This window comes from Companilactobacillus sp., assembly GCF_022484265.1.
Taxonomy (GTDB): domain Bacteria; phylum Bacillota; class Bacilli; order Lactobacillales; family Lactobacillaceae; genus Companilactobacillus.
On the sequence record NZ_JAKVLR010000001.1, the window covers coordinates 312,427 to 335,072 of the forward strand.

22 protein-coding genes are annotated in these 22,646 nt (G+C 37.3%); 21 read left to right on the forward strand and 1 reads right to left on the reverse strand.

Features of this window, described 5'->3' with window-relative positions:
• Positions 1-172 precede the first annotated feature (172 nt).
• The 6 genes from hisS (at position 173) to LKF16_RS01670 (ending at position 6,190) form a co-directional block, all read left to right on the forward strand.
• Positions 173-1,444, forward strand: coding sequence for a histidine--tRNA ligase (gene hisS, locus LKF16_RS01645; RefSeq protein ID WP_291468059.1), 1,272 nt, complete (start codon positions 173-175; stop codon positions 1,442-1,444).
• On the forward strand, positions 1,444-3,213 hold the full coding sequence (gene aspS / locus LKF16_RS01650) for an aspartate--tRNA ligase (protein ID WP_291468060.1): 1,770 nt from the start codon (positions 1,444-1,446) through the stop codon (positions 3,211-3,213). Before hisS ends, aspS begins: the two co-directional genes overlap by 1 nt.
• Before the next feature lie 151 nt (positions 3,214-3,364).
• Entirely contained in the window at positions 3,365-3,805 is a 441-nt protein-coding gene (msrB, locus tag LKF16_RS01655; RefSeq protein ID WP_291468061.1) for a peptide-methionine (R)-S-oxide reductase MsrB, read from the forward strand.
• Positions 3,805-4,323, forward strand: a complete 519-nt coding sequence (gene msrA, locus LKF16_RS01660) for a peptide-methionine (S)-S-oxide reductase MsrA (RefSeq protein ID WP_291468063.1) — start codon at positions 3,805-3,807, stop codon at positions 4,321-4,323. Before msrB ends, msrA begins: the two co-directional genes overlap by 1 nt.
• Positions 4,324-4,394: 71 nt before the next feature.
• Complete coding sequence (locus LKF16_RS01665) at positions 4,395-5,273, forward strand: YitT family protein (protein WP_291468064.1); 879 nt, start codon at positions 4,395-4,397, stop codon at positions 5,271-5,273.
• Between the two features lie 20 nt (positions 5,274-5,293).
• Positions 5,294-6,190, forward strand: a complete 897-nt coding sequence (locus LKF16_RS01670) for a deoxyribonuclease IV (RefSeq protein WP_291468065.1) — start codon at positions 5,294-5,296, stop codon at positions 6,188-6,190.
• 18 nt (positions 6,191-6,208) lie between these two features.
• On the opposite strand, the gene LKF16_RS01675 is transcribed toward LKF16_RS01670, so the two are convergent.
• The gene (locus LKF16_RS01675) at positions 6,209-7,030 is read right to left on the reverse strand and encodes a pyruvate, water dikinase regulatory protein (protein WP_291468067.1); all 822 of its coding nucleotides are present in this window, start codon (positions 7,028-7,030) and stop codon (positions 6,209-6,211) included.
• 120 nt (positions 7,031-7,150) lie between these two features.
• Here LKF16_RS01675 and rpsU point away from each other — a divergent pair, with 120 nt between their 5' ends.
• From rpsU to pepT, 15 genes are all read left to right on the forward strand, one after another.
• A complete protein-coding gene (gene rpsU, locus LKF16_RS01680) occupies positions 7,151-7,333 on the forward strand; it encodes a 30S ribosomal protein S21 (protein WP_010623558.1) in 183 nt (60 codons plus the stop codon).
• 157 nt (positions 7,334-7,490) lie between these two features.
• A complete protein-coding gene (locus LKF16_RS01685) occupies positions 7,491-8,468 on the forward strand; it encodes a PhoH family protein (RefSeq protein ID WP_291468071.1) in 978 nt (325 codons plus the stop codon).
• A gap of 15 nt (positions 8,469-8,483) precedes the next feature.
• A complete protein-coding gene (gene ybeY / locus LKF16_RS01690; RefSeq protein ID WP_291468074.1) occupies positions 8,484-8,954 on the forward strand; it encodes an rRNA maturation RNase YbeY in 471 nt (156 codons plus the stop codon).
• A gap of 11 nt (positions 8,955-8,965) precedes the next feature.
• Complete coding sequence (locus tag LKF16_RS01695) at positions 8,966-9,367, forward strand: cytidine deaminase (RefSeq protein ID WP_291468076.1); 402 nt, start codon at positions 8,966-8,968, stop codon at positions 9,365-9,367.
• A gap of 1 nt (position 9,368) precedes the next feature.
• Complete coding sequence (era, locus tag LKF16_RS01700) at positions 9,369-10,277, forward strand: GTPase Era (RefSeq protein ID WP_291468078.1); 909 nt, start codon at positions 9,369-9,371, stop codon at positions 10,275-10,277.
• Entirely contained in the window at positions 10,277-11,035 is a 759-nt protein-coding gene (gene recO, locus LKF16_RS01705) for a DNA repair protein RecO (protein ID WP_291468080.1), read from the forward strand. Before era ends, recO begins: the two co-directional genes overlap by 1 nt.
• A gap of 226 nt (positions 11,036-11,261) precedes the next feature.
• Positions 11,262-12,173, forward strand: a complete 912-nt coding sequence (glyQ, locus tag LKF16_RS01710; protein ID WP_291468081.1) for a glycine--tRNA ligase subunit alpha — start codon at positions 11,262-11,264, stop codon at positions 12,171-12,173.
• Positions 12,166-14,235, forward strand: a complete 2,070-nt coding sequence (glyS, locus tag LKF16_RS01715) for a glycine--tRNA ligase subunit beta (protein WP_291468083.1) — start codon at positions 12,166-12,168, stop codon at positions 14,233-14,235. The genes glyQ and glyS overlap by 8 nt, the downstream gene beginning before the upstream one ends.
• Positions 14,236-14,444: 209 nt before the next feature.
• On the forward strand, positions 14,445-16,283 hold the full coding sequence (gene dnaG / locus LKF16_RS01720) for a DNA primase (RefSeq protein ID WP_291468084.1): 1,839 nt from the start codon (positions 14,445-14,447) through the stop codon (positions 16,281-16,283).
• Positions 16,284-16,306: 23 nt separating this feature from the next.
• A complete protein-coding gene (rpoD, locus tag LKF16_RS01725) occupies positions 16,307-17,449 on the forward strand; it encodes an RNA polymerase sigma factor RpoD (RefSeq protein ID WP_291468085.1) in 1,143 nt (380 codons plus the stop codon).
• Between the two features lie 119 nt (positions 17,450-17,568).
• Entirely contained in the window at positions 17,569-18,588 is a 1,020-nt protein-coding gene (locus tag LKF16_RS01730) for a M48 family metalloprotease (RefSeq protein WP_291468087.1), read from the forward strand.
• Positions 18,589-18,667: 79 nt separating this feature from the next.
• Complete coding sequence (locus LKF16_RS01735) at positions 18,668-19,876, forward strand: SAM-dependent methyltransferase (protein ID WP_291468089.1); 1,209 nt, start codon at positions 18,668-18,670, stop codon at positions 19,874-19,876.
• Between the two features lies 1 nt (position 19,877).
• On the forward strand, positions 19,878-20,567 hold the full coding sequence (locus tag LKF16_RS01740) for a tRNA (adenine(22)-N(1))-methyltransferase (protein ID WP_291468091.1): 690 nt from the start codon (positions 19,878-19,880) through the stop codon (positions 20,565-20,567).
• Positions 20,567-21,370 (forward strand): Nif3-like dinuclear metal center hexameric protein, encoded by an 804-nt coding sequence (locus LKF16_RS01745; protein WP_291468093.1) that lies wholly within the window; start codon positions 20,567-20,569, stop codon positions 21,368-21,370. The genes LKF16_RS01740 and LKF16_RS01745 overlap by 1 nt, the downstream gene beginning before the upstream one ends.
• Before the next feature lie 14 nt (positions 21,371-21,384).
• On the forward strand, positions 21,385-22,632 hold the full coding sequence (gene pepT / locus LKF16_RS01750) for a peptidase T (RefSeq protein ID WP_291468095.1): 1,248 nt from the start codon (positions 21,385-21,387) through the stop codon (positions 22,630-22,632).
• Positions 22,633-22,646 lie beyond the last annotated feature (14 nt).

The following is a 22,646-nucleotide window of genomic DNA, read 5'->3' on the forward strand; positions in this document are numbered from 1 at the left end:
AAATTTACTTCACAGAGAGTCTGAGAGCTGAGAACAGGCAGTAAACATTTTAGTGACGATCCACAAACGTATGGCAGGCGTTAACTGTAGATAAAAACTAGGTGGTACCGTGCCAAAAGCACCCTTGTCAAATGACAAGGATGCTTTTTTTATTTTATGAAGGAGTGTAGTAATGCGCTATCAAAAGCCTAAGGGCACAATGGATATTTTGCCAGGAGAATCAAGCAAGTGGCAATATGTCGAAAATGTAGCAAAAAATGTATTTAATCGTTACCGTTTTTCAGAGATCAGAACACCGATTTTTGAATCATACGAAGTTTTTGAAAGATCTTCAGGTGATACTTCTGATATTGTTTCAAAAGAAATGTATGATTTTCGAGACAAGGGTGATCGACATTTAGCATTACGTCCAGAGGGAACAGCTGGAGTTGTTCGTGCTTATGTTGAAAATAAACTTTATGGACCTGAACATATTAAACCTTACAAAGTTTGGTATAAGGGACCAATGTTCCGTTATGAACGTCCACAATCAGGACGCCAAAGACAATTTCATCAAATCGGGGTTGAAGCGTTTGGTTCTGATTCGCCAGAATTAGATGTTGAAATCATTACAATGGGATTGGAATTTCTCAACGAATTAGGAATCAAGAACCTAAAGGTCGCAATCAACACGTTAGGTGATCCTGAATCACGTGAAAACTATCATCAAGCATTAGTCGATTATTTCACGCCATTCAAAGACCAATTAAGCGATGATTCGAAGATCAGATTAGAGAAAAATCCTTTGCGTATCCTTGATAGCAAGGACAAGAATGATCAAGAAATCGTTAAAAATGCACCATCGATCTTAGACTATTTAAACGATGCTTCAAAAGAACGGTTTGAATACTTAAAATCATTGCTCGATGATTTGGATGTCAATTACGTTGTTGATCCAACAATGGTGCGTGGATTAGATTACTACAATCACACGATTTTTGAATTCATGGTGACTGATCCAGCCTTTAACAACAAGGAAATTACCGTTCTTGCTGGTGGTCGTTACAATGGCTTAGTTGAGGAACTCGGAGGACCAGAAACTCCCGGTATTGGTTTTGGATTGGGTGTTGAACGTCTATTGCTCTTGCTTGACGATAAACTAAATCTAGAAACAGATTTAGACGTTTATCTAGTAACTATTGGTGAAAAAGCTGAAAAGGCTTCAGTCAAGATCTTATCTAATTTAAGAGCTGCTGGTTTTTCTGCCGATAAGGATTATTTGCAACGTAAGACTAAAGCACAATTCAAAACCGCTAATAATCTCAATGCTAGATACACGGTTACGATTGGTGACAACGAATTGGAAAACGACACTGCCAATGTTAAAAACATGGCAACAGGTGACGAACATCCAGTGTCCTTAGAAAACTTATCAGATGAACTTAAAAGAATTGAGGAGAAATAATGGAAAAAAGAACAGATTATTGCGGCAACATTGATGAAAAATATGTTGGCCAAAAAGTTTCTTTAGATGGCTGGGTACAACGCCGTCGTGATCTCGGTGGATTGATCTTCGTTGATCTCCGCGATTACAAAGGAATCGTTCAGTTAGTATTCAATAATGACGACAGCGATGTTTTTGCAGAAGCTGAAACATTACGTTCAGAATATGTAATCAACGTTATTGGTACAGTACAATTACGTGGCGACAAGGCTATTAATCCTGACATGAAGACAGGAAAAGTTGAAATTGTGGTTGAAAAGATGGAAATTTTGAACAAATCCAAAACTCCACCATTTGAAATTGCTGATGATATCGATACAACTGAAGAAACTAAACTCAAGTATCGCTACTTAGACTTCAGACGTCCCGTTATGCAAAAAGCCATCAGAACTAGAGCTCAGATCAAGCATTCCGTAAACGAATATCTTTACGACAACGGCTTTATCGATATTGAAACACCTAACCTCGGTAAGTCATCTCCAGAAGGTGCTCGTGACTACTTGGTTCCATCACGTGTTTACCCTGGTAGCTTTTATGCATTGCCACAATCACCACAATTGTTTAAACAGTTATTGATGGTTGGTGGCTTTGATAGATATTTCCAACTTGCTCATTGTTTCCGTGATGAGGATTTGCGTGGAGATCGTCAGCCAGAATTTACTCAAATTGATATAGAAACAAGTTTCATGTCTGCTGAAGAGATTCAGACTGTCACAGAGGGCCTGATTGCTCGAGTTATGAAAGACGAAAAGGGTATCGATGTTAAATTACCGTTCCCAAGAATTGACTGGGATGACGCCATGGATCGTTATGGTTCAGACAAACCAGATATTCGTTTCGGCATGGAATTGCAAAATCTAAATGATATTTTTGCTGATTCAGAATTTAAAGTCTTCAAGGGTGCAATTGATAATGGTGGTCAAGTTAAAGCTATCGTTGTTAAAAATAACGCTGATAAATATTCAAGAAAACACATCGATGAATATACTGAATACATCAAACGTTTTGGTGCCAAGGGACTTGCCTGGGTCAAATATAATGATGATAAATTGACTGGTCCAATTGCTAAATTTATTACTTCTCATGAAGACGATTTGGTTAAACGTCTAGACTTATCAAATAATGATTTAGTCTTGTTCGTCGCTGACCGCAAGAAAGTCGTTGCTGACGCATTAGGTTGGTTGAGAACTGATATTGCTAAGAACTTGAAATTGTATGATCCAAATGAATTTGCCTACATCTGGGTAGTTAACTGGCCACTATTCGAGTACGATGAAGGTATCCAAAGATGGACCGCAGCTCACCATCCATTCACGATGCCTAATGAAGAAGATGTTCATTATCTTAATGATGGCGAAGACCCACACAAAGCTTACGCACAAAGTTATGACATTGTATTAAATGGTTATGAACTTGGTGGTGGATCGATTCGTATCCACAATCGTGAGATCCAAGAAAAAATGCTTAAAGCACTCGACTTTACTCCAGAACGTGCCAATCAAGAATTTGGTTACCTAATGGATGCTTTAACATACGGTTGCCCACCACATGGTGGTTTGGCTATCGGACTTGACCGTTTCGCTATGCTATTGTCAGGTAAGGATAATATCAGAGACGTGATTGCATTCCCTAAGAACTCAAATGCTACTGAACCAATGACACATGCACCAGCACGTGTTTCAAAAGAACAATTGGATGAATTGGGAATCCAAGTTGAGGATGAAAAATAATTTATAACTACAAAATGGCTTCTAAATTCATTTGAATTTAGAGGCTTTTTTAGATGATTTATCAGTTGATTAAATTATTAAATTGTGAGCAAAAAATTAGTATTGAGTATCAACACGTTTATACTATTAGATATCAAAAGGAGTGATTGTCTTGTCAAAAGAATACAAAAAGAACTTAGATAATTTAGATGAAATGGAATACATGGTTACCCAACATGCGGCCACTGAAAAGCCATTCTCTGGTAAATACGATGATTTTTATAAACGTGGTATCTATGTCGATATTGCGAGTGGGGAACCACTTTTTTCATCAGCTAATAAATTTGATGGTGGATGTGGATGGCCCTCATTCAGTCAACCAATCGCCCAATTAAAAGAAAAGCAAGATACTTCTTTAAGTCGCGAAAGAACTGAAGTTAGAAGTGAAGACGCTGACTCTCACTTGGGACATGTTTTTAATGATGGTCCTGAAGAACTTGGTGGATTACGTTATTGTATTAATTCTGCAGCTTTGAAATTTATTCCATATGAGGAAATGGATGAGAAGGGCTACAGCGATTATAAAAAATATGTCGAAGAGGGGGATAAATAATGAATAAACAAACTGCAATTTTTGCAGGGGGATGTTTTTGGTGTATGGTCCATCCCTTTGACCAACAGCCAGGTATCATTTCCGTGATTTCTGGCTATACTGGCGGACATGTTCCAAATCCAACTTATGAACAAGTATGTACTGGAACAACTGGTCATACTGAAGCTGTTGAGATTACATTCGACGCCGATATAATTTCGTATCAAGAATTAGTCGAAGTTTATTGGACCGTTGCTGATCCAACTGATGCCAGTGGTCAATTCCAAGATCGTGGCGACAGTTATCGTCCAGTGATCTATTATGCTGACGAAACTCAAAAAGAAATCGCTGAAAAGTCAAAACAAGACTTAGCAAATTCAGGTGAATACGATGAACCTATCGTCACTCAGATCCTGCCAGCAAAGGAATTTTACGTTGCTGAAGATTATCATCAAGATTTTTACAAGAAGAACCCAGAACGGTTTGAAATGGAAGAATCTGGTGGACGTGCTGAGTTTATGAAGAAACACCAAAAATAGCCTAAAATGAACGTGATTTGTGTTAAGATTACAGAGGTAAAATATCAAGTATCAAATTAGGAGATTTTTTCATGGATGAATTGGATAAGTTGATTGAAAGACATCAAAGCTTATCAAAATTATCAGTCGCGTTTTTGTACTCAATTACAGTTTCCATTGCGGTTAATATGTTTTGGACTAATGGTGGGATTTATGGTTCCGGTATCACAGGTGCTGCTCAACTTATTTCCACCATTTCTGAACGTTGGTTGCCATTTCATTTGACGACAGCCTTAATGGTTTTTGTATTGAATGCACCGTTATTTGTTCTTGCTTGGACGAAAATCGAGCATAAATTTACGATGTTCACTTTTGTCGCAGTAATTCTTTCATCATTTATGTTGCACTGGCTGCCACCGGTTAAAATAACTGCCGATCCGTTAGTCTGTGCAATTTTTGGTGCGGTCGTTAATGGTTTTGGTACCGGAATGGCCTTAAGAAACGGTATCTCAACTGGTGGTATTGATATCATTGGGATCGTTTTGAGAAAGAAAACTGGTAAGAGTGTTGGGACAATCAATATCATGTTCAACTTGGCAATTATTGCTATTGCAGGTTTGCTATTCGGTTGGGTACATGCTTTGTACTCTGCTGTAAGTATTTTTATTAACGGTCAAGTAATTGACATGATCTATAACAAGGACCAGAAGTTACAGGTAATGATCGTTACATCAAAACCTAAGAGCGTTATCACAGAAATTCAAAATGAAATGCGTCGAGGTATCACAATAGTTCATGATGCTGAAGGTGCCTATAAGCATCAACAAAAGACGATTTTATTTACCGTTATTTCACGGGCTGAACAACATGAACTAGAAAATGCAATGTTTGAATCTGATCCACATGCCTTTGTTAGTGTCACGGATACCGTGAAGGTCTTAGGTCGATTCTATCAAAAACATATTTATTAAAATTTGCAGGGGGATTAATAATGATTATTGGATCGCATGTTGCCATGAAAGCACCCAAGATGTTGGTTGGGTCTGCTGAAGAAGCACACAGTTATGGTGCTAACACTATGATGATTTTTACTGGTGCTCCACAGAATACACGTCGTAAAGACGTCTCAGAGATGAGAATCGACGAGGGTAAAAAGCTGCTTCAAGAATATGGAATCAATCATATTATCGGACATGCTCCATACATCATTAATCTTGGCAACACTGTTAAACCTCAAAACCTCAATTTTGGGATTGAATTCATGCAAGGCGAGATGGTTCGTTGCGATGCTCTTGGGATTGAAGCTTTAAGTTTTCATCCGGGAGCACATCTTGGCAAGGGTCCAGATGTAGCTTTGAACCAAATCGGCGAGGCTTTAAATGAAGTCATTTCTGAAGACCAAAATGTTTCGATTGCAATTGAAACTATGGCCGGCAAAGGAACAGAAGTCGGAACTAGTTTTGAACAAATTGCTCAGATTTTTGATCATTGCCAAAAAAATGACAAGTTATCCGTATGTATGGACACTTGTCATATGAGCGATGCCGGTTATGATGTCAAAAACGATTTTGATGGCGTACTAAACGAATTTGACCATGTTTTAGGTTTAGAACATCTGTCAGTAATCCATTTAAATGATTCCAAAAATGAACAGGGTTCTCATAAGGACCGTCATGAAGACATTGGCTTTGGAACAATTGGATTTGATGCTCTAAATTATGTTGCACATCATCCACAGTTGGAACAAGTTCCTAAGATAATGGAGACGCCTTACGTTAAAAAAGATGAAAACGATAAGAAAGGTGTTCCAGCTTTCAAAGAAGAAATCGATATGCTCAAGGCACAAAAGTTTGACCCTGATATGAAAAAGAAATTATTGAACCAATAAAAAAAGTTAGCCAAGAGGCTAACTTTTTTGGTATCCATTGAAATTAAGCTGTTCCATTATCAATGCTGCGGTTTCTTCAATTGAACGATCAGCAGTGTTGATAACTGGACATCCTAGCTTTTCATAAATCTTATTTGAGTAATCGAGTTCTTTTTTAATTTCGTCTTCAGCAGAGTAAGTTGTATTTGGGTCGAGACCATAGGCAATCATTCTTTGACGACGAATTTTTAGAAGAACATTCATATCATTAGTCAAACCAACAATTTTTTTAGGATCGACTTGCCACAATTCTTCTGGAATTTGAGAAGTTGGGACTAGTGGTAAATTGGCAACTTTGATGTTTTTATTAGCAAGATACAATGACAAAGGTGTTTTAGAAGTTCTAGAAATCCCTAGCAAAACTAGATCAGCATCTAAGAATCCCTTAGGATTTTTACCATCATCATTAGTAAGCGTGAATTCCATGGCTGAGATCATATCGAAGTAATCTGAGTCTAAGTTGTGAGTCAAACCTTTCTTTCTGATTGGTTCAACACCTTTAACTTGTGCAAATGTACCGATGATCGGGTTTAGAATATCATAGTAAATCACGTTGTTATTTTGACAATAATCTTCAACTGTATGAATTGTTTCTTTAGTAACTAAAGTATGAATTATTACAGCATTTTTTTCTTTGGCAAGCTTTAAAATGTTCTCTAATTGAGAATCATTTTTGACAAAAGGGTAATTAGCGTAGACAATATCCAACATTGGAAATTGTGTAAACGCAGCTCTAGCAACGCGTTGAGCTGTTTCACCGGCAGCATCAGATAAAACGAAGACGTCTTGTTTTTCAGTCATAAAAACTCCTCCTAAAAAAATTAAAAAATAGTTTGAACATTAAGCTCTTTTTGTTATAATAACATATGAACTGTGAAAGAAATAGACAGTTACGTTCAATATCGGAAGGAGGGATATCATATGGCAAAAACTATCGTTCATGAAAATGAGTCGCTTGATGATGCTCTTCGTCGCTTTAAACGTTCTGTCTCAAAAAGTGGTACACTTCAAGAATACAGAAAACGCGAATTCTACGAAAAACCAAGTGTTAAGAGAAAGTTAAAATCAGAGGCTGCTCGTAAGCGTAATAAGAAGCGTCGTTAATAGTTTGACCATATCCTAAACGGATATGGTTTTTTTTATCTAATCAATTTGAATTTAAGTGCAAATATTGAGTTAAAACAATTAAATATTAAACCTTTTTTATTAGTTTTTACTGTGCTTATGGTATCATTCAAGGTAATGACAGGGGTGTGATTTATTGGCTGAAAACGAGCAACAAATTAAAAAAAGTATCCAAATAAACAATCCGCAAGATGCTGTGAATATTTTTGGTGTCAATGATGGAAATTTACATTTGATCGAAGAAGGATTAAATGTCGAAGTTCATGCTTTTGGCGATCGAATCGATATTGAAGGTTCAACTGATGGTGTCGATAAAGCAATTGCCTTGATCAACAAATTGATTAAGCTTTCAAACGGTGGGATAACATTTGGATCTGCCGATATAGTTAGTGGTTTAAAGATGGCTGAACGTGGCACATTAGACTACTTTGATGATTTATATAAAGAGGAACTTTTAAAAGATTATAGTGGTAAGCCTGTCCGAGTTAGAAACTTCGGTCAAAGACAGTATGTTAATGCAATTCGTCACAATGATATTACCTTTGGTATCGGTCCTGCTGGTACGGGTAAGACTTATGTGGCCGTGGTAATGGCGGTTGCTGCTCTTAAAAAAGGCCAAGTTCAACGTATTGTGTTAACACGTCCAGCGGTTGAAGCCGGTGAGAGTCTGGGATTTTTACCAGGTGATTTAAAGGAAAAGGTCGATCCATACCTAAGACCCATTTATGATGCTCTGTACGCTATTATGGGTGCTGACCATACAAATAGGTTATTGGAACGTGGAGTAATTGAGGTCGCACCTCTGGCTTATATGAGAGGTCGTACCTTGGATGAATCATTTGTAATCTTAGATGAGGCTCAAAATACTACTCGTGAACAAATGAAGATGTTTTTGACCAGATTAGGATTTGATTCCAAGATGATCGTTAATGGTGATGCGACTCAAATCGATTTACCTGGTCATGGACGTAGTGGTTTAGTTCAAGCTGAGAAAATCTTACAGAACTTGCCACATATTGAATTCGTTAACTTTACATCGGCCGACGTCGTGCGTCATCCTGTGGTTGCTGAAATTATTGATGCCTACGATGACACTGACGATCAACAAAAATAAATACGGGGAAATTATATGGATTTAGAAATTTTTAATGATGATAATTTAATTGACGACAAACGTCAGGAATGGGTCGAAGACTTAGCTGACTTTGCTGCCAATGAACTTGAATTAGACGAAAATACACAGTTATCGATCCATTTCGTAACTAAAGACGGAATTCATGAGATCAATAAGAAGTATCGGGACGTTGATCGGGCAACTGATGTAATCAGTTTTGCAATCAATGACGGAGAAGACTCACTGGATTACTTGGAACAGCAAATTCCTGATTTGCCAGTTGATCTGGGCGACTTATTTATCAGTGTCGAAATAGTCAAAGAACACGCTGATGAATATGAACATTCTTTCGACCGCGAACTTGGATATACTATTGTTCATGGAATTTTGCATTTGAATGGTTATGATCATATCAAACCTGAAGATGAAAAGGTTATGATCGGTCTTCAAGAAAAGATACTAAGCGCCTACGGCTTAAAAAAATAAGAGGTATTTAAATGACAATCGATGAATCAACTTTATTTACAAAAGCAATCACAGCAATGAAAAATGCTTATGCACCTTATTCTCATTACTCAGTTGGAGCAGCAATCGTCACTGAGGACAATGAAGTTTATACCGGCGTCAATATTGAGAATGCATCTTATGGATTGACGAACTGTGCTGAACGTACTGCTATTTTTAAGGCAGTTTCCGAAGGCCATCGTAAGATTAAAGCAATCATCATTGTGAACGGTACTAAGGAATTGTCAAAACCCTGCGGAGCTTGTCGACAAGTCATAAGTGAATTCATGGGACCAGAGGGTCAGGTTTTTCTCGCAAATAAAGACAATGATCATCAGGAATACAAATTTAAACAAATACTACCATTAGCGTTTAGTGATAAGGACATGGATTAATATGGATAATAAATTTCGCTCAGGATTCGTAGCAATTGTTGGTCGACCAAATGTTGGTAAATCAACTTTTATGAATCGCATTATTAAAGAACAAGTAGCAATTACTTCTCCAAAGGCTCAAACGACCAGAAACAAGATTCAAGGAATTTATACTGACGATGAGCGTCAGATTGTTTTCTTGGATACGCCTGGTATCCATAAGCCACATAATGACTTGGACCAATACATGGATAAAGCTGCATTGTCTGCTCTTAAAGAAGTCGATGCTGTCTTATTCATGACTGAAGCCGGTCAAAAGGCTGGCCCTGGAGATAAATTTATCATTGATGAGTTGGCAAATGTCAAAGCTCCGGTATTTCTGATCTTGAATAAAATTGATTTGATCAATCCAGATGAAATGCCACCACAAATCGATGAATATAAAGATTTAATGGATTTCGCTGAAGTTATTCCCATTTCGGCAACTAACGGTAACAACGTTGAAGACTTGATCAATTCTTTGACTGAACACTTGCCATTTGGTCCAAAGTATTATGACGAGGATCAAATTACTGATCACCCTGAATACTTTATTGTTGGGGAACTCATTCGTGAAAAGATATTATCTGACACACGTGATGAAATCCCTCATTCAGTGGCTGTGATCGTCGAATCAATGAATCAAAGAACTGAAAGTGGAAAACTTCAAGTTGAAGCAACCATTTATGTTGAGCGCGATAGTCAAAAGGCCATTGTCATCGGTAAGGGTGGCAGTATGCTTAAAAACATCGGTATCGGTTCAAGAATCAAGATCGAACATTTGCTTGGTGAAAAAATCAATCTTAAGCTTTGGGTAAAAGTTAAAAAGAATTGGCGCGACGATCCACTATTCTTGTCTAAGGCTGGTTACTCCGTTAAGGATCTTAAATAATGAATCATAAGACGACCAATTTTTTTGGAATCGTCGTGAAACGTCAACGCTATCGAGAGCGTGATGCATTAGTCACGATTCTTACAAAAGAGTATGGTTATCGAACTTTTTTAGTCAGAGGAACACAAACTGGAAAATCAAAAATTTCCGGGGCAGTGATTCCTTTTTCTTATGGTGACTATACTGGATTAGTCAAAGATCAAGGATTGTCGTATATTAACTCAGCTAGTAACGTCAAACAATTCGACCAAATAATTCAAGATATTGAATTGAATGCCTATGCCACTTTTCTGTTTGATCTAGTTCAAAATGCATTTATGGATGATAAATTACCTGACGACTGGTACAAAACCATTTTTAAGACGCTGATGTATATCGACAACGGTGCAGACGCTCAGATTTTGGTCAATATTGTCCAAATGCATCTCTTGAAAGTATTTGGTGTTGCTCCAAATATGCAAAGATGCGTTGTTGGCGGAGAAACTGAAGGAAGATTCGATTTTTCAGTTGTTTTAGGTGGTTTGATTTGTTCAAAACACTTTTCAGAAGACCCAAATCGTTTGCATTTGACAGATAAAACACTTTATTTCATTCGTTTATTTAGTCAAATTGAAATTGATCAGATTAGAAGCATCGAGATTAAGCCAACCAATAAAGATTTGATTCAGCATGCAATCGATGCCATATATTTGGGCTCTGTTGGTTATTATCCAAAAAGCAAAACGTTTATTGATAAAATGAAGAGTTGGCATTTGTAGGATTGACAACCGTTATAAAAGTGCTTATGATTATTGTTATACAGACAGCGATGTGGGACAGTGAAAGCCACAATCATAATGGTGCAATTTTAAATTAAATAATAAAGAGCAGGATCTTTGATCCTGAATTAGGGTGGAACCGCGAGAAATCGTCCCTTGCAATATGCTGAAAGTATATATGCAAGAGACGATTTTTTTTCGTCTCATACGTCTGAAGGGAGACATTATGACAAAGAAGTTAGATGTTCAAAATATGATTTTGACACTTCAAAGCTTTTGGAGTGAAAAAGGCTGCATGTTGATGCAAGCTTACGATACGGAAAAGGGTGCTGGTACGATGAGTCCTTATACGTTCTTACGTGCAATTGGACCTGAACCTTGGAATGCTGCTTACGTTGAACCATCACGACGTCCTGCTGATGGCCGTTACGGTGAAAACCCTAACCGTTTGTATCAACATCACCAATTTCAAGTAGTTATGAAACCATCTCCAGAAAATATCCAAGAATATTACTTAGACTCATTACGAGCTTTAGGCATCGAACCGCTTGAGCACGATATTCGATTTGTTGAAGACAACTGGGAGAATCCTTCAATGGGTTGTGCTGGTGTTGGTTGGGAAGTTTGGCTTGATGGAATGGAAGTTACGCAATTTACTTATTTCCAACAAGTTGGTGGACTTCAATGCAAACCTGTTACTAGTGAAATCACATATGGTGTTGAACGTTTGGCAGAATACATCCAAGACGTTAACTCAGTTTATGATTTGGAATGGGGCGACGGCGTTCTTTATGGAGATATCTTCAAAGAACCTGAATATGAACACTCAAAATATTCATTTGAAGAAAGCAATCAAGAAATGCTTTTCAATTTCTTCAATGATTATGAAAAAGAAGCTCATCGTTTGATTGATCTTGGTCTCGTTCACCCAGCTTACGATTACATCTTGAAATGCTCACACACATTCAACTTGCTCGATGCTAGAGGTGCCGTTTCAGTTACTGAACGTGCTGCTTATTTATCACGAATTAGAAAGATGGCTCATTTGATTGCTGCTGCATTTGTCGAAGAGCGTGAAAAACGTGGATTCCCATTGCTAAATCACAAAGCCACAACAAAGGAGAAAGCAAATGACTAAAAATTATCTGTTAGAAATTGGACTTGAAGAAATGCCTGCACATGTCGTGACTCCAAGCATTAATCAATTAGCCCAAAAAACTGCTAAATTTTTAAAAGAAAACCGCATTTCTTTCTCTAGTATCGAAAAATATTCAACACCAAGAAGATTGACTCTATTAGTTAAAGATATGTCCGAAAAACAGCCAGATATTGATGTTAAAGCCAAGGGTCCTTCAAAGAAGATCGCCCAAGATGCTGACGGCAACTGGACCAAAGCTGCACAAGGATTTGCACGTGGACAAGGCATGTCAACTGACGATATCTTTTTTGAAGAATTAAAAGGTACAGAATACGTTTATATTCAAAAACACGAATCCGGAAAAGATGTTGCTGATGTTTTGACTGGCATTACTGATGTGATCAAATCAATGACATTCCCAACTAGAATGCGTTGGGCAAATTACGATTTTGAATATATCCGTCCAATTCATTGGCTAGTTTCATTGCTAGATGATGTCGAAATTCCAATTCAAATCTTAGACATCAAGTCCGGTCGCGTTAGTCGTGGACATCGTTTCCTAGGTGGAAATGTTGAAATTGACAATGCTCGTAATTATGTTGAAAAATTACGTAGTCAATTTGTTATCGTTGATGCTAAGGAACGTAAGAATATCATCCGTGATCAAATCCAAACAATTGCTGATGATAATGATTGGGTTGTTGACGTTGATGAGGATCTTCTTGAAGAAGTTAATAACTTAGTTGAGTTTCCAACTACTTTCCACGGCTCATTTGCTGAAAAGTATCTAGAAATTCCTGAAGAAGTTTTAATTACTTCAATGAAAGACAACCAAAGATATTTCTATGTCAGAGATAAGGCTGGCAAACTAGTTCCTGCATTCATTGGTGTCAGAAACGGTAATTCAGAATATATCGAAAACGTCATTAAGGGTAATGAAAAAGTCTTAGTTGCCAGACTAGAGGATGCCGACTTCTTCTTCAAAGAAGATCAAAAGAAGACTATTGCTGATTACGTTGAAAAACTTAAGACAGTTAACTTCCACGTTAAGATTGGTACAATGTATGAAAAAATGGCACGTGTTCATCAAATTGCTGACCATTTAGCAGACTTGTTCAAACTAAGTGACACAGAAAAGACAGATTTGCTTAGAGCTAGCGATATTTACAAATTTGACCTTGTTACTAACATGGTTGATGAATTCCCTGAATTACAAGGTGTTATGGGTGAAAAATACGCTAACATCATGGGTGAAACCGATGGTGTGGCGACAGCAATTCGTGAACATTACATGCCATCATCATCAGATGGAGAACTTCCAGATACTAAAGTTGGTGCCACATTATCAATTGCAAGTAAGTTAGATTCACTCGAAACATTTTTCGCAGTTGGTTTGATTCCTAGTGGATCAAATGACCCATATGCACTAAGACGTCAAGCCTACGGAATTATCCGTATCTTAGATAAATATGACTGGTCATTGAACCTTGACGACTTGCAGGGTTATTTGGTTCAACACGTAACAGTTCCGGCAAATCTTGATCTAAATGCTAATGAAGAAGAATTGAAGAGCTTTATGGTCGATCGTATTCGCCAATTCTTAAATACTACTTCAGTTAGAAACGACATTATTGATGCTGCAACTTCAGGTAGTATTTTGAATCCAATCGTCATGATCAGTACAGCTAATGTACTTCAAAAACACGTTGCAGATACCGACTTTAAGACTAATATGGAAGCCTTGAGTCGTATCGTTAACTTGGCTAAAAAAGCTGATTTCCGTTACAGCAAGGACTTGAAAGTTGATTCATCATTATTTGAACATCCATCCGAGACGCAATTAGCAGATGGTATTCAAAAAATCTATGATGATCATATAAGAGACGTTAGCCAATTATATGATCGTTTAACAGCCTTAAAAGATGTTATCAATAGTTATTTTGAAGAGAATATGATTATGGACAAGAACGAAGATATCAAGAAAAATCGTTTGACTCAGCTAGTTATTGCTAACAATTTAATTGTTAGACTAGGTGACTTCTCGAAAATAGTTATCAAATAATCATTTACATACGATGATTTAACCACGGCTCAATCGGCCGTGGTTTTTTTTGGATTTTGTAGTGAAAATGCGTGACATTTATATTAATCCGTGTATAATAAAAATTTGACAAGTGCGAAGTGGTCCCGCTATGCACTTTTTTAACGGGAGCACTTTTTTATTTTCATTCCACTTGCTTGATCAAACGTACGATCAATAATTTTGAGGGGGTGACTGCAATCGCAACAAGAATTCCTGAAGAATTCATTAATGAAGTTTCCTCAAAGACCAATATCGTTGATGTCATCAGTCGATACGTCCAACTGAAAAAACAAGGAAAGCAACTGATGGGCTTATGTCCATTCCACGAAGAGAGAACGCCATCGTTCTCAGTTTCAGAAGAAAAACAGTTTTTTCATTGTTTCAGTTGTGGACGAGGCGGCAACGTCTTCAAATTCATCATGGAAGAAGAACAAAAGTCATTTCCAGAAGCTGTAATTGAAGTTGCGGAAATGAGTAATATCAACGTTCCTAGTGAATTTCAAGGTGGAGGTCAATCGACCAATAATTCACAGCATCACACTTATCTGACGATGTATGAGGATGTTGCTAAACTTTATTCCCACGTTTTGACAAAAACTGAAGGTGGGACTCAAGCTCTGAAGTATCTTCATAATCGTAATATCGATGATGAAATGATCAATACTTTCGATATTGGATATGCACCAAACAATTCCAATCTCTTGCTACAATTTTTCAAAGATCGTGATATTGATGAATCAACTTTGCGCAAATCGGGATTATTTGCTGAAAACGAGAATGGTGAGATATTCGACCGTTTTCGTGATCGAGTAATGATTCCAATCAAGGATGAAACTGGACATATTATTGCGTTTTCTGGTCGAATCTTGAATAAAGCACAAGGTATTGCCAAGTACATGAATAGTCCAGAGACACCAATTTTTGATAAAGGTAAAACTTTATTTAATTTGGATCTTGCCAAAAAGAGTATTCGTGATAAGAAAAGCGTTATTTTGTTTGAAGGTTTTATGGATGTCATGAGTGCCTATCGAGCTGGAGTAACAAACGGCGTTGCTTCAATGGGTACTAGTTTGACTGATCAACAGTTATATTCACTGAGTCGTTTAACTGATCAGATAAATGTTTGCTACGATGGTGATGATCCTGGTGTTGAAGCGACCTATCGTGCCTTGACGCAATTAAACGATGATCGATTCGAATACGGCGTCATTAGTATCCCCGACAAAAAAGATCCTGACGAATTCATTCGCAGTGAGGGTGCTGAGAAATTTAGACAATTGACTGATAATTCTGTTCAAATGCCGATTTCTTTTATCCTCAATTACTTCAAACGAAATTACAATTTATCAAACGATCGTGACAAGATGAAATTCTTGGATCAAGCGTTGCAAGAGATCGTTAAATTAAGATCTCCAGTTGAGGTCGATATGTATGTTGGCAGATTAGCAGATGAGTTAAATCTCACCAAAGACATCGTCAACGCACAAATGACGATCGTCAAGCGCAAGCAGAATTTAGCCAAACCTGCAAATAACTACCAAAATGTTCAAAAAGCTAAATTAGCCGAATCAACTGCAAATGTCCCACAAAAGTTTGATCGAATTGAGAAATCCGAACGAAACTTGTTGTATTGGGCATTTGATTATCCCGAAATTAGGGTTCGTCTTTCAAGCAATGACTTTGAGTTTGTCCATTCTAGCTATCAAAAAATCTTTGATGCATTGATTGCTTACGAACATTCTCACGGATTGGAAGATAAGGAAATCGATCCGGCACAATTTTCAAACGTACTCGATTCAGATAGCAGCAATATTGTCTCTGACATTACTTTTAAAGAAATGCCAAGCATGTACAGCGACGACGAAATTAATGACTATTTTTATAATATTCAAAACTCAGGTCTTGAATTTCAATTGTCAGATATCAATCGTCAACTCAAAAAAGCCGCTATGGTCGGGGATAACAAACTGCAGCTTGAATTAGCGCAGAAATTGATCAACGTTAGAAAATTGTTATCAAACGATTAAATGTATACTGGAGGAATTAATATATGGCAACAAAGAAAACAACAGTATCAAAGACAAAGAAAGTCGTTAAATCAAGTAAAGAATTAGAATCAGCTATTAAGAAAGTTATTAAGGATAAGAAGAAAGCAGGTCAAATCACTGAAGAAGAATTGACTTCAACTTTGATCAAACCTTTCTCACTTAAAGACGAAACTTTAGACGATACTTTGGAACAACTTCAAGACAAAGGTGTTTCAGTCGTTGATGAAGATGGAAACCCAAGTAAACTGGCTTTGATGAAAGAAAAGAAAGACGAAAAGGCTCCATCAAAGAAAGATACTGCAGCACCTGCAGATATCAAGGTTAACGATCCGGTTCGGATGTACCTCAAGGAAATCGGTCGTGTTCCTTTGTTAAACGCTCAACAAGAAGTTGACCTGGCTTTGAAGATCGAACAAGGTGACGAAGAAGCCAAACAACGTTTAGCTGAAGCCAACTTGCGTTTGGTTGTTTCAATTGCCAAAAGATACGTTGGACGTGGGATGCAATTCTTGGATCTGATCCAAGAAGGTAACATGGGTCTAATGAAGGCCGTTGAAAAATTCGATTATCGTCTAGGATTTAAGTTTTCAACTTATGCAACCTGGTGGATCAGACAGGCTATCACGCGTGCAATTGCTGACCAAGCTAGAACTATTCGTATTCCAGTTCACATGGTCGAAACAATTAACAAGTTGATCAGAATTCAACGTCAATTGCTACAAGATCTTGGTCGTGAACCACTTCCTGAAGAAATTGGTGCTGAAATGGATATGCCTACAACTAAAGTTCGTGATATCTTGAAGATTGCTCAAGAACCAGTTTCATTGGAAACTCCTATTGGTGAAGAGGACGATTCACATCTTGGTGACTTCATTGAAGATTCTGATGCAACTAGTCCTGAAGATCATGCATCTTACGAATTGTTGAAGGAACAACTTGAAAATGTTCTTGATACGCTCACTGACCGTGAAGAGAACGTTTTACGTCTTCGTTTCGGTTTGGATGATGGTCGTACAAGAACTCTTGAAGAAGTCGGCAAGGTATTTGGCGTTACTCGTGAAAGAATTCGTCAAATTGAAGCTAAAGCATTACGTAAGCTTCGTCACCCTTCAAGATCTAAACAATTGAAGGATTTCCTTGAATAAAAATATTAATATAAGCCATTCGAAAAGATAATTTTCGAATGGCTTTTTTTAGTATTTATATTTGAACAAATTGACTATAATTAAATTATATTCAAAATTGGCTTACGGGGAAGGTCAAAATGTACACTGAAATTGATAAAAATAAACGGGCAACCGTTATCTTAATAATTGTCTTTATCATACTGTTTAGTTTAGTCGGAGCTGTAGTTGGTGCAGTGATCACATTTTTTTCTGGATCTATTCCAGGAGCTATTATGTTTGGCATCGGGTTTTTCCTATTTGCTTGTCTATATTGCTGGTATATGGACCGATATGGAACGAAATTTATCATGGATCAAAATAACGCCGTGCAGGTCGACCATGAAGATTCGCCAGAATTATACAATATCGTTGATGAACTCATACTGGCAGCAGGTCTTCCAATGCCAGAGATCTATATTATTGATGATTTTGATCCCAACGCATTTGCGACCGGACATGATCCTGAACACTCCGCGGTTGCTGTGACAACAGGTTTGTTGAAATTAATGAATCATGAAGAATTAGAGGGTGTAATAGGGCATGAACTTTCACACATCAAAAATTATGACATTCGTTTATCAACGATGTTTTTTAGTTTGAGACACTTAATGCATCTAACCACCAAAGCATTGCTGTTTGCTGGTTTCGGATTAGTGTACAACTTTTTTGTAAATACCAAGGGCTTTTGGTCCATGATCCTTAATCTGGTGATCAGCTTTTTTGGAGTGGTAATTTTAAGTGCTGGAATCGTGATTGGTGCATGTTTGTATCCAGAAGCAATTTTGATTGAATATGCCTTTTCTAGAAATCGTGAGAGTTTAGCTGACGCTTCCAGCGTTGAATTGACGCGTAATCCAGAAGGGTTGCTGCATGCATTAGAAAAGTTGCAAAGATATGAAACTGAATATTATGCAGTTGGAGATGACTCATTTCATGATCCGACGACCAATTCAACCAATTTATCCGATCAATATTCGGCTTTATATTTTAATGTTAGCAAAGGTAATAAAACTAATAAAAAGTACTTCCAGCGTGTTTCAGCATTTTTCGAAAATTTGACATCAACTCATCCACCGTTAGAAAAAAGAATCGCAGATCTGAAAAAAATGAGCGATTAATTACTGAAATATTAACAAATATTTTTGTTTTTCAATGATTTGATTTACAATAAATATATTCAATTTTTGGAGGATTTTTATGTTAGATAAAACGATTTACGATCAAATTTTTAAGCGTTCATTTACTATTCCAATAACAGTTATTTTCTGGGATGGTAAAGAAAAACACTATGGACCAGAAGGAAACTCTGACATAACGATCAAGTTTAACAAACAAGTTCCAATATCTGAGGTTGTTAAACATGCTACTTTGACTCTTGGGGAAGCTTACATGGATAAGGATATTGAGATCCAAGGATCAATCCAAAAACTCATCACATCTGCTTATACTCAGTCTGATAGTTTTATGTCCAGTACAAAATTAAAGAAGATTGTTCCAAAGTTCAGTCATTCAGAGGAAAACAACAAAAAAGAGATCCAAGAACACTACGATATCGGTAATGATTTTTACAAGCTATGGTTAGACGATACCATGACTTATTCATGTGCATACTTCAGAACTCCTGAAGATGATTTGAAGACTGCACAATTAAACAAAGTTCACCATATTTTAAATAAACTAAATACTAAACCTGGTGAAACTATCATTGATATTGGCTGTGGTTGGGGAACAATGATGTTCACTGCAGCTAAAGAATATGGTTTGAAGGCTAAAGGTGTAACACTTAGCCAAGAACAATATGACTTTGTTAACAACAAGATCCAAGAAGAAAACTTAACAGATCAAATGGAAGTTATTCTTGAAGATTACCGTGAGATCAACGAAACTTTCGATCATGTCGTTTCGGTTGGTATGTTTGAACATGTTGGTGAAAAACATCTTGAGGGATACTTCAAGACTGTCAAGAAACTTTTGAAGCCACAAGGTACTGCTTTGATTCACGGTATCACTGGACAACACGAAGGCCTCGGAGTGGATCCATGGCTAGTTAAGTACATTTTCCCAGGTGGCTATATTCCTGACATTAAAGAAAATATTGGTCACATCATGGATGCAAAATTACAAATTGATGATATTGAACCATTACGTCGTCATTATCAAAAAACTGTCGAAATTTGGCATCATAATTTCTTGAAGGTTGAAGATCAAGTTAATGATATGTACGGCGAAAGATTTGTACGTATGTGGGATCTATACTTGCAAGCCTGTGCTGCTTCATTTGAAAGTGGCAATATTGATGTAATTCAATATCTCCTAACTAACGGTGCCAGCGGCAGCAGTTTGCCAATGACACGTGAATATATGACAGATAAGGATAGAGAGTCTGTAGACAAGGTGACAGAATAGAGTGACACTTTTATCAAAAAGATTAAACGCAGTTTCTAAAATGGTAGACAAAAACGTAAGATTGGCCGATATTGGATCTGATCACGCCTATTTACCTGTCGAATTAATCACCGACAAAACAATTAATTTCGCTATTGCCGGAGAAGTTGCGCCAGGACCTCGCGATAGATCTTTAGCCGATGTCAAAAAATTTGGACTTTCTGAACAAATCGACGTTCGTCTCGGCGACGGATTGGCTGTGATCAAGGCTCAAGATAACATCGATACCGTCGTAATTGCCGGTATGGGTGGAATCTTGATCAGTGATATTTTGACGCGAGCAACCACAGATCAATTAAGTAATGTCCAGACATTGATCTTGCAGCCAAATATTGGAGAGCCTTTGGTAAGACAGTGGTTGATTTCTCACAGTTTCAAAATTGTCGATGAAGACATTATTGAGGACGAAAACCACGTCTATGAGATAATCAAAGCAAACAAATCTGAGCAAATTCAAAAATTGACAGAAGCTCAGTTATTAATGGGACCAATTTTGATGACAAAAAGGTCAGAAACATTCATCCAAAAATGGACTCGAAAACTAAACGGTTATCAAAAGGCTGTTGCTAATATGCACAATGCTAAAGAGATCGATGAAACAAAAATTGCTCAAATGAATGATTATATCAAGTATATTGAGGAGATTTTGTAATGGTTAAAGTTCAAGATATTTTAAATAAGATTGAAGATTTTGCACCATTAAGCATCAAGATGGAAGGAGATCCATCAGGATTTCAAATGGGAGATCGTCAAAAAGAAGTTAAAACTGTTATGACAACTTTAGACGTACGTCCAAAAGTCGTTCAAGAGGCAATTGACAACAAGGTCGACTTGATCTTGGCTCATCATCCAATCATGTTTCATCCAGCACGTAATCTTGATTTAGCTTCTCCACAAAATCAAATGTACCGTGATCTTCTTGCAAACAATATAGCAGTTAATGCTTCGCATACTAATTTAGATAAGGCCCACGGCGGCATGAATGATTGGTTAATGGAACGTTTAAGAGAAAACGTCGAAATCAAAACATCAGGATATTTAGATCCTGATGATGACTATTCAATTGGTCGTGTCGGAGTTCTTGCTGAAGAAATGGACTTGTTGGATTTTGCCAAAAAGGTTCGTGATACTTTCAAACTTCAGAACTTACGTTATGTTAAGTCAGAACGCGGGCAAAAAGTTAAACGAGTAGCACTAATTGGTGGCGATGCAGGCAAGTTTTATCCTGAAGTTATCAAAGCTAATGCGGACACCTTCATCACTGGCGACGTTTACTATCACACTGCACACGATATGATGTCTAACGGTCTGAATGTAATTGATCCTGGACATCATATTGAAGCAATCTTTATTGAAAAAATGGCACATAAACTTTCGGATTGGTCAAACGACTACCACTGGGACCTCAACATTATTCAGTCTCAAGTTAATACTGAGCCATACAACTTTATTTAGGGAGAATACAGATTATGACATTGAAATATGACAAATTGATTCCTCGTTTTTTGAGTTATGTAAAACAAAATACTCGTTCAGATGAAAACTCAACTACCATACCTTCATCCGAACGTGAAACAGTATTTCTAAACGCATTGAAAGATGAGCTAGTTAAAATTGGATTATCTAATGTTCGTATTCATCCAGTAAACTCGTATTTGATAGCCGAATTGCCATCTAACTTGGATCATGATGTTCCAGTCTTAGGATTAATTTCCCATGTTGATACAGCAGATTTTAACTCAGTTGATATTAAACCTAAGATCGTCGAAAATTATGACGGTAAGAGCGTTATCAAATTAGACAAAGAAGGAAAAATTACTTTGGACCCCAAAGTATTTCCATCATTGACCAAATATGCCGGTCAGACGCTGATTACAACTAGTGGCGATACTCTGTTAGGTAGCGATGATAAAAGTGGTGTCAGCGAAATTGTGACGACTATGGAATATTTGTTAGATCATCCTGAGATCAAGCATGGCAAAATCGTTATTGGCTTAGGTCCAGATGAAGAAATTGGAACCGGTGCAGATAAATTTGATGTTAAAGATTTCGGAGCTGATTTTGCCTATACTGTCGATGGTGGTCCGGTTGGACAACTTGAATACGAAACTTTCAGCGCTGCTGGTTTGAAAGTACACATTACTGGTAAAGATGTTCACCCTGGTTCTGCAAAGGGAATTATGATCAATGCTTTGACTGTAGCAAACGATTTTCAAAATGATTTGCCAAGTGACGAAGTTCCTGAACAAACCGAGGGGCGTGAAGGTTTCTTCCATCTATTATCTTTAGATGGAACTGTAGATGCTGCAGAAATGTCATACATCATTCGTGATTTCGAACGTGATGGTCTGGAAGCTCGTAAAGATAAAATCAATCAAATCGTTCAAGAACTCAATCAGAAATATGGCGAAGGCACAGTTTCGATTGATATGAACGATCAGTACTACAATATGTATGAAGTTATGAAAGACCACATGGATGTCGTTAAAATTGCTGAACAAGCCATGAAGAATCTGAACATCGAACCTGACGAAGCAGCAGTTCGTGGTGGGACAGACGGATCAAAGATCTCATTTATGGGTCTTCCAACCCCTAATTTATTTGCTGGTGGAGAAAATATGCATGGTCGATACGAATATGTGTCAGAAGAGGCCATGGAACAAGCAGTAAATGTTATACTAGAAATTATTAAACTTAATAATGATCGTCAAAAATAATAAGGAGTGATTAA